Raw genomic sequence first — 6353 nt, forward strand, 5'->3', positions numbered from 1 at the left:
CATGGGAAAGTAGGCGAATACTATGGACCGCATTAAACAAGTTTGGAAAACCTTTTATACACAAAAAAATAAAGCTGTAATAGCAATGCTAATCTCAGCTTTTGGATTTTCAGTGATGGGTATTGCAGTCAAACTTGCTATAGATATCCCCTTATATGAGAAGGTCTTCTTTAGAAACTTCATAACCGTCTTCTTTGCTTTTTATCTGGTTAAAAAGGACAAAGCACCTTATTTTGGGACTAAAGAAGGACGTCCTTACCTCCTTGTTCGAAGCGTGATGGGGATCCTTGGCATTGTTACTTTTTATTATGCCATTTCTAAAATTGATGTTGCCACAGCGACGACCATTCAAAAGCTTTCACAGTTTTGGGTATTAATTTTTGCGGCTATATTTCTGAATGAAAAAATTAGACCAAAACAGTATTTGTATTTGATTCTGGCGCTTGTGGGCGTTGTAATCGTTTCAAAACCCACAACACCTGGCGTCTTGTTTCCAACGATGATTTGCTTTGCATCATCGATTTTTGCAGGGATTGCATTTACACTCTTAAGCAAACTCAAAGCCTATGAAAAACCATCTACGATTGTTTTCTTCTTTTCCTTTTTCTCCTCAGCCGTTATGTTGGTGCCATTGATGATGAGTTTTAAATGGGTTTCCCTCATGGAATTTGCCTTACTTTTACTAATGGGACTGGGTGCACTTGTGGGACAAGTTTTTTTAACCAAGTCTTATAGTTATGCAAGGGCATCCGACGTATCCATTTATGCTTATGCCAATATTATATTTAGTGCCTGGCTATCCCTCATCATATTGGGAACATTGCCTGACTTTTGGAGTATGGTAGGGATTGTCATAATCATAGTCGCAAGCTATCTAAATTTCAAAGAAACACAGCATAGTGAAACGCTTATGAATTAGACTAATAACCAGACAAAGCTTCAGACTCTTTTACGTTTGATGCGCGTTTATCAAATGGATTGTATTTTACGGCAGTCAAAAATAAGTAAGGGTAATCCACCTGTAAATGTGACATATATGAGACCCATTCTTCGGCAAGGCAACGATATACTCTGTCAATATCAACTTTCAGGTGGTCCATGTCCTCCTTGGAGAGTGCGTCAAGCGGTCTTGTTTTGAGTTCGTCTGCAAGGTGGAAAAGACTCATAAGCACCTCTGAAAATGGACCATGTTCATGAATGGTTGGATTGGTTATCAGATTGACAATGAGGGCCTTATGAGTGGTGAGCTTTTGGTCAAGTTCCTTTAGATCTATAAGAGACATGGAAACATGATATTTATGTGCCAAGATACAATGGGTGAGTTGTTCATATTTTGTAGCATCCCATTTGAAATCAATCGCAGCATCAATTTCCTCCGAAGTCAGGTGTTCATCTGCATTTACGAAATGCGTTAATACATAATTTCCAACCTCTTGATAAAAAAGTCCAATGAGCATATTGAGTTTCTTTGTAATTTGGCGTTCATCTCTTTTCTCAATGATGCGTTCAAGTACCACTGACACAAAAAAGACTTCTAAAGGAATAAAGGCAATATCCGCCACTAAGAAAATCAAAATGTGATGCAAGTCTCTAAAAATTGCATAATGAATACCGTGCAGAATTGCAGAAAGGCCAATTAATGCAATGCCAAGTAATATGGTTTGTTTGTGTTTTTTCATAATTATCTCCTGTAAGCTAAAATTGTCATGGTCTATTATATCCTAATAAGTTCTAAAATTCAAAAGGACTTGGGATTTTCTTTTTTAAGGTGATTTGATGTGATAAAATCATATCATCAAGAGTATGGGTCATGAGAAAAACCGTCTCCAATTTCCTTTTTGCACAAATATATGAGATAAAGAGGTTTTGAAAATGCAAGCACGAGAAGCTGTTTTGGATCAGTTTTTGAGACAGGTAAAACTAGGAAATCATATAATTGGCGTTGCATCAGGCGCTGGTATCACAGCAAAGTACGCGGAGCAAGGCGGTGCTGATTTTTTACTTGCCCTTAATGCAGGGAAGTTCAGACAAATGGGAAGAAGTTCAGTTGCGGGTTTTTTACCTTTTTGCAACAGTAATGACATGGTCATGTCGTTCGCCTCTAGGGAAATCAAACCTGTCATAAAGAAGATTCCTGTTTTTTTTGGTCTAAATGCCACGGACCCAACAATTGATTTAGAACACTATATTGAGCGGATAAGTCGTATGGGGTTTGAGGGCATTAACAATTTTCCAACAGTGGGTTTAATTGATGGTCAGTACAGAGAAGCCCTAGAAGAAATCGGCATTTCTTATGACCTTGAAGTAGAAGCCATTCGAATTGCTCATGAAAAGAATTTGTTCACTGTGGCATTCGTGTTTGATGAGGTACAAGCACGCGCCATGCTAGATGCTGGTGCGGATATTATTTGTGCCCATTTGGGTTTTACAGCTGGTGGTATGCTTGGCGCAAAAAAGGTCTTGTCACTGGAAGCAGCAAAGGACAAGGCACAGAGAATCTTTGAAGTATGTAATAAAATCAGACCTGATGTCATTAAAATGATCTATGGGGGACCAGTTAAAACCCCTGTGGATGTTCAATATATGTATAGCAACACAGATTTGGTGGGATACATTGGAGGTTCGTCCTTTGAACGTATTCCATCTGAAAAGTCGATTACGAATATCACGCGTGCCTTTAAAACAACTGGCAATATCAGCGAAGATGATCTGATGGTTAAAATGCTCGAAGGGATTACTAAGCACTATGACTATGTACAGTTCGTTAAAAAATATGTTGCAGAGCACTATATGCAAAAGATATCATTTGTGGACCTTGCAAAGGTCGCCTATGTTTCAAGAAGTCATTTGAGCAATCTTTTTAAACAGGAGGTTGGTTGTGGCTTTCCTGAGTATTTGGTTCAATACAGAATCAATAAGGCCAAGGAAATTATGAGTGCTGAGGAGGAAATCAACCTGATAGAAGTGGCTAATCTAGTGGGCTATCAAGATTATGCTCAGTTTAGCAAAATGTTTAAAAAATACACAGGACAAACACCGACCCAGTATAAAAGTGGACATAAACACAAGACTTAAGGACATAAATACATTTACTTTAAAATTTGACAACAGTATGATTAACATATAGTTAATTGTACTGTTGTTTTGTATACACAGGACCAACCTAAGACTTTAGATCTGATCAGTCTGGAGTCACCAACTGGAGGGAAAGAGATGAAGACTGTAGCAATAGCGGGAACGTTTGATTCAAAAGGTCATGAGTATTCTTATGTAAAAGGACTAATTGAAGCACTTGGATTAAAAACATTTACCATTCATACAGGCGTATTTGAACCTACATTTGAGCCTGATATTTCTAATGTGGAAGTGGCAAAGGCAGCTGGTGTTGACATTAAAGAAATAGCAGACAAAAAAGATCGTGCCTATGCCACTGAGATCTTATCAAAGGGCATGGAGAAATTAGTTCCAAAGCTTTTTAATGAAGGAAAATTTGATGCCATTATTTCATTTGGCGGTACTGGAGGGACTGCTCTAGTAACACCTGCCATGAGAGCTCTGCCGATTGGCGTACCAAAACTTATGGTATCTACTGTCGCATCAGGTAATACGGCACATTATGTGGGCACAAGTGATATTATGATGATGCCATCAGTTGTAGATGTGGCAGGTCTTAATTCAATTTCGACCAAGATTTTTACAAATGCAGCGTTTGCAATTGCAGGGATGGTAAAATTTGAAAATAAGACTGCCGTCGAGAAGAAACCTCTTGTTGCAGCCACTATGTTTGGTGTCACAACCCCATGTGTGGAGTATGCTCGAAATTATTTAGAGGAAAGAGGCTATGAAGTGCTTACTTTCCATGCGACTGGTACAGGCGGCAAATCCATGGAAGCCCTTGTTGAAGGTGGCTTTATCGAGGGTGTCCTAGATATCACGACAACAGAATGGTGTGATGAATTGGTAGGTGGTGTGCTCAATGCTGGGCCAAATCGCCTTGAGGCTGCAGGGAAAAAAGGCATTCCGCAAGTGGTTTCAGTTGGCGCGATTGATATGGTTAACTTTGGACCAATGGATACGGTTCCAAAACAATTTGATAATAGAAAATTCTACAAGCATAATCCAACCGTTACGTTGATGAGGACAACAGTAGATGAAAACATTAAAATCGGTGAGAAAATTGCAGAAAAGTTAAATATGGCGAGTGGTAATACGATTTTAATGCTTCCGCTTAAGGGTGTTTCGATGATTGATGCACCAGACCAGGCTTTTTATGGACCTGAGGAGGATGAAGCTTTGTTTAATGCCATTAGGACAAATGTAAATCGAAATGTCGTGACGCTTGAAGAACTTCAAAATCATATAAATGACCAGTATTTCGCTGAAACAGCTGCACAAAAATTGATTGATATGATGGAGGCCAAAGTTAAGTCATAAACATAAGCTAAAAAGAAATCCAAAGGAAAACAAAAGCTTTTATAAGGTAAAATTTGAAAAAAATCAACATAGCCTTGTGACGATCACAAGCAAAAGACATTTAGGAGGCAACTCATATGAATAAAATGAATAGACTTGAAATTATGGACATGTATAGAAAACAGATTGCTGAGGGGAATATCTTAGTGGGTGTAGGTGCTGGAACTGGCATCACTGCAAAGAGCAGTGAAAAGGGTGGGGCAGACATGCTGATCATCTATAATTCAGGTAGATACAGAATGGCAGGTCGTGGCTCTTTAGCTGGTCTCATGGCTTATGGCGATGCAAATGCAATTGTTGTAGATATGGCATCCGAGGTCTTGCCAGTGGTTCAAAATACACCTGTTTTAGCTGGTGTTTGCGGCACAGACCCCTTTAGAGTTATGGAAGTGTTTTTAAAGCAGCTCAAGGATATGGGCTTCAGCGGCGTTCAAAACTTTCCAACAGTGGGGCTTATAGATGGCGTCTTTAGACAAAATCTAGAAGAAACGGGCATGGGATATGATCTTGAAGTAGACATGATCAGAAAAGCTCATGAACTTGATTTGTTGACAACGCCTTATGTATTTGACCCAGATCAAGCCAAGGCAATGGCTGAAGCAGGTGCAGATATACTCGTTGCACACATGGGCTTGACCACAAAGGGGTCCATCGGTGCACAAACGGCTTTAACATTAGATGAATGTATTCTTAAAATCGAGGCCATTATTGAAGCCGGCAGAAAGGTAAATCCAGATATTTTGGTCATTTGTCACGGTGGACCAATAGCAGAGCCAGAAGATGCAGCATATGTGATTGAAAGAACAAAAGGTATAGATGGCTTCTTCGGTGCATCTAGCATTGAGCGTTTTGCAGCTGAAAGGGGCATTAAGATTCAAACGGAGGCATTTAAACGGATCACTAAATAAGGGGGATTATTATGACTTTTTTAATGGCAGTTGGAATAAGTGTGGGCATTTTAGCGGGATTATGGACAGCTGTAAGTGTGTCACTTGGACTTGTTACTTTTGCGGGATTTTTATCATGGGCAAGCTTTTACGCTTCTGGGGGGAAAGTAAATGGCTTGAAAACGTCTTTAATTTTAAATTTTAGCGGCGTGGTTTGGGGGTATTTAATCGTTCAATTGGCTGGACTTTTAGGACCAGTGGTAGGCGGTACAGTGGGGCTAGGACTTGCTGTTGCCCTAGGTGCAGCTGGCATGTGCTGGCAGGCAAAAATATCTTGGCTAGGGTTTATACCGGGTGCTTTCATAGGGTGTTCAGCATTCTTTGCTGCTAACTTTGACTTTATGGGTGCTGTGATTGGACTTGTATGTGGCGCAGTCCTTGGCTATCTGTCTGAAGTTGTTGCCCTTTCTATTCAAAAGAAAGAAGCAATCTAATCTATTCGCTTAAGGAAAGTAAATATGATTGCTCAAATTAAAAGAAGTTGACCTTTAATGAATAAGGTCAACTTTTTTTGTGTACCCTAGCTTTGAACTTAAATCTGCTATTAAGGATGCCGAGTGACATAGGGCCACAGAGAAAATTATTAAGACATATGAGAGGGTTCAATAACCTTTATGTTCTCTTGCTAAAAGGATGTCTTTCTAGTGGACTCTTTAAGATCAATTTGATCTGAAGAGAATACAAACTTATAAAGATTACAAAATGATATTGACTAGGCAAGAAACCAGTGGTATTATTTAAATATTACCACTGGTAATTACCGACGGTAATGAGATTGACATTTGTATTCAAATTTATATGATTTAGGAGGCATTATGGAAACTTTAAAAGGCAAGGCACGACTAGCGGGTTTAAGTTATTTATTAATAATATTTTGTGGGATTTTTAGTCATAAGATTGTCAGAGCAAGTATAATGATCAAAGGAAATGCCA

At 39.1% G+C, this 6353-nt stretch carries 6 protein-coding genes; 5 read left to right on the forward strand and 1 reads right to left on the reverse strand.

The annotated features are described in order from the left end of the window. Window positions 1-22 precede the first annotated feature (22 nt). Window positions 23-919: a DMT family transporter gene (locus AC220I_RS16525; protein WP_486724964.1), complete on the forward strand. Its 897-nt coding sequence runs from the start codon at window positions 23-25 to the stop codon at window positions 917-919. Between the two features lies 1 nt (window position 920). On the opposite strand, the gene AC220I_RS16530 is transcribed toward AC220I_RS16525, so the two are convergent. Further along, complete coding sequence (locus tag AC220I_RS16530) at window positions 921-1679, reverse strand: hypothetical protein (protein WP_486724965.1); 759 nt, start codon at window positions 1677-1679, stop codon at window positions 921-923. Between the two features lie 193 nt (window positions 1680-1872). Between AC220I_RS16530 and AC220I_RS16535 the strand changes: the two genes are divergently transcribed. From AC220I_RS16535 to AC220I_RS16550, 4 genes are all read left to right on the forward strand, one after another. Beyond that, on the forward strand, window positions 1873-3075 hold the full coding sequence (locus AC220I_RS16535) for a phosphoenolpyruvate hydrolase family protein (RefSeq protein ID WP_486724966.1): 1203 nt from the start codon (window positions 1873-1875) through the stop codon (window positions 3073-3075). Window positions 3076-3213: 138 nt separating this feature from the next. Then, window positions 3214-4434 carry a Tm-1-like ATP-binding domain-containing protein gene (locus tag AC220I_RS16540; protein WP_486724967.1) on the forward strand — a complete coding sequence of 407 codons (1221 nt, stop codon included), beginning with the start codon at window positions 3214-3216 and terminating at the stop codon, window positions 4432-4434. Window positions 4435-4550: 116 nt separating this feature from the next. Continuing rightward, window positions 4551-5381 carry a phosphoenolpyruvate hydrolase family protein gene (locus AC220I_RS16545; protein WP_486724968.1) on the forward strand — a complete coding sequence of 277 codons (831 nt, stop codon included), beginning with the start codon at window positions 4551-4553 and terminating at the stop codon, window positions 5379-5381. An 11-nt stretch (window positions 5382-5392) separates the two neighbouring features. Further along, window positions 5393-5854, forward strand: a complete 462-nt coding sequence (locus AC220I_RS16550; RefSeq protein ID WP_486724969.1) for a DUF1097 domain-containing protein — start codon at window positions 5393-5395, stop codon at window positions 5852-5854. Window positions 5855-6353 lie beyond the last annotated feature (499 nt).

The organism is Fusibacter sp., assembly GCF_057447755.1.

What these genes read in the sequence shown, in the direction of transcription:
- AC220I_RS16535 (WP_486724966.1), top strand. Translation starts at nt 1,873, where the DNA reads ATGCAAGCACGAGAAGCTGTTTTGGATCAGTTTTTGAGACAGGTAAAA.
- AC220I_RS16550 (WP_486724969.1), top strand. Translation starts at nt 5,393, where the DNA reads ATGACTTTTTTAATGGCAGTTGGAATAAGTGTGGGCATTTTAGCGGGA.
- AC220I_RS16540 (WP_486724967.1), top strand. Translation starts at nt 3,214, where the DNA reads ATGAAGACTGTAGCAATAGCGGGAACGTTTGATTCAAAAGGTCATGAG.
- AC220I_RS16530 (WP_486724965.1), bottom strand. Translation starts at nt 1,679, where the DNA reads ATGAAAAAACACAAACAAACCATATTACTTGGCATTGCATTAATTGGC.
- AC220I_RS16525 (WP_486724964.1), top strand. Translation starts at nt 23, where the DNA reads ATGGACCGCATTAAACAAGTTTGGAAAACCTTTTATACACAAAAAAAT.
- AC220I_RS16545 (WP_486724968.1), top strand. Translation starts at nt 4,551, where the DNA reads ATGAATAAAATGAATAGACTTGAAATTATGGACATGTATAGAAAACAG.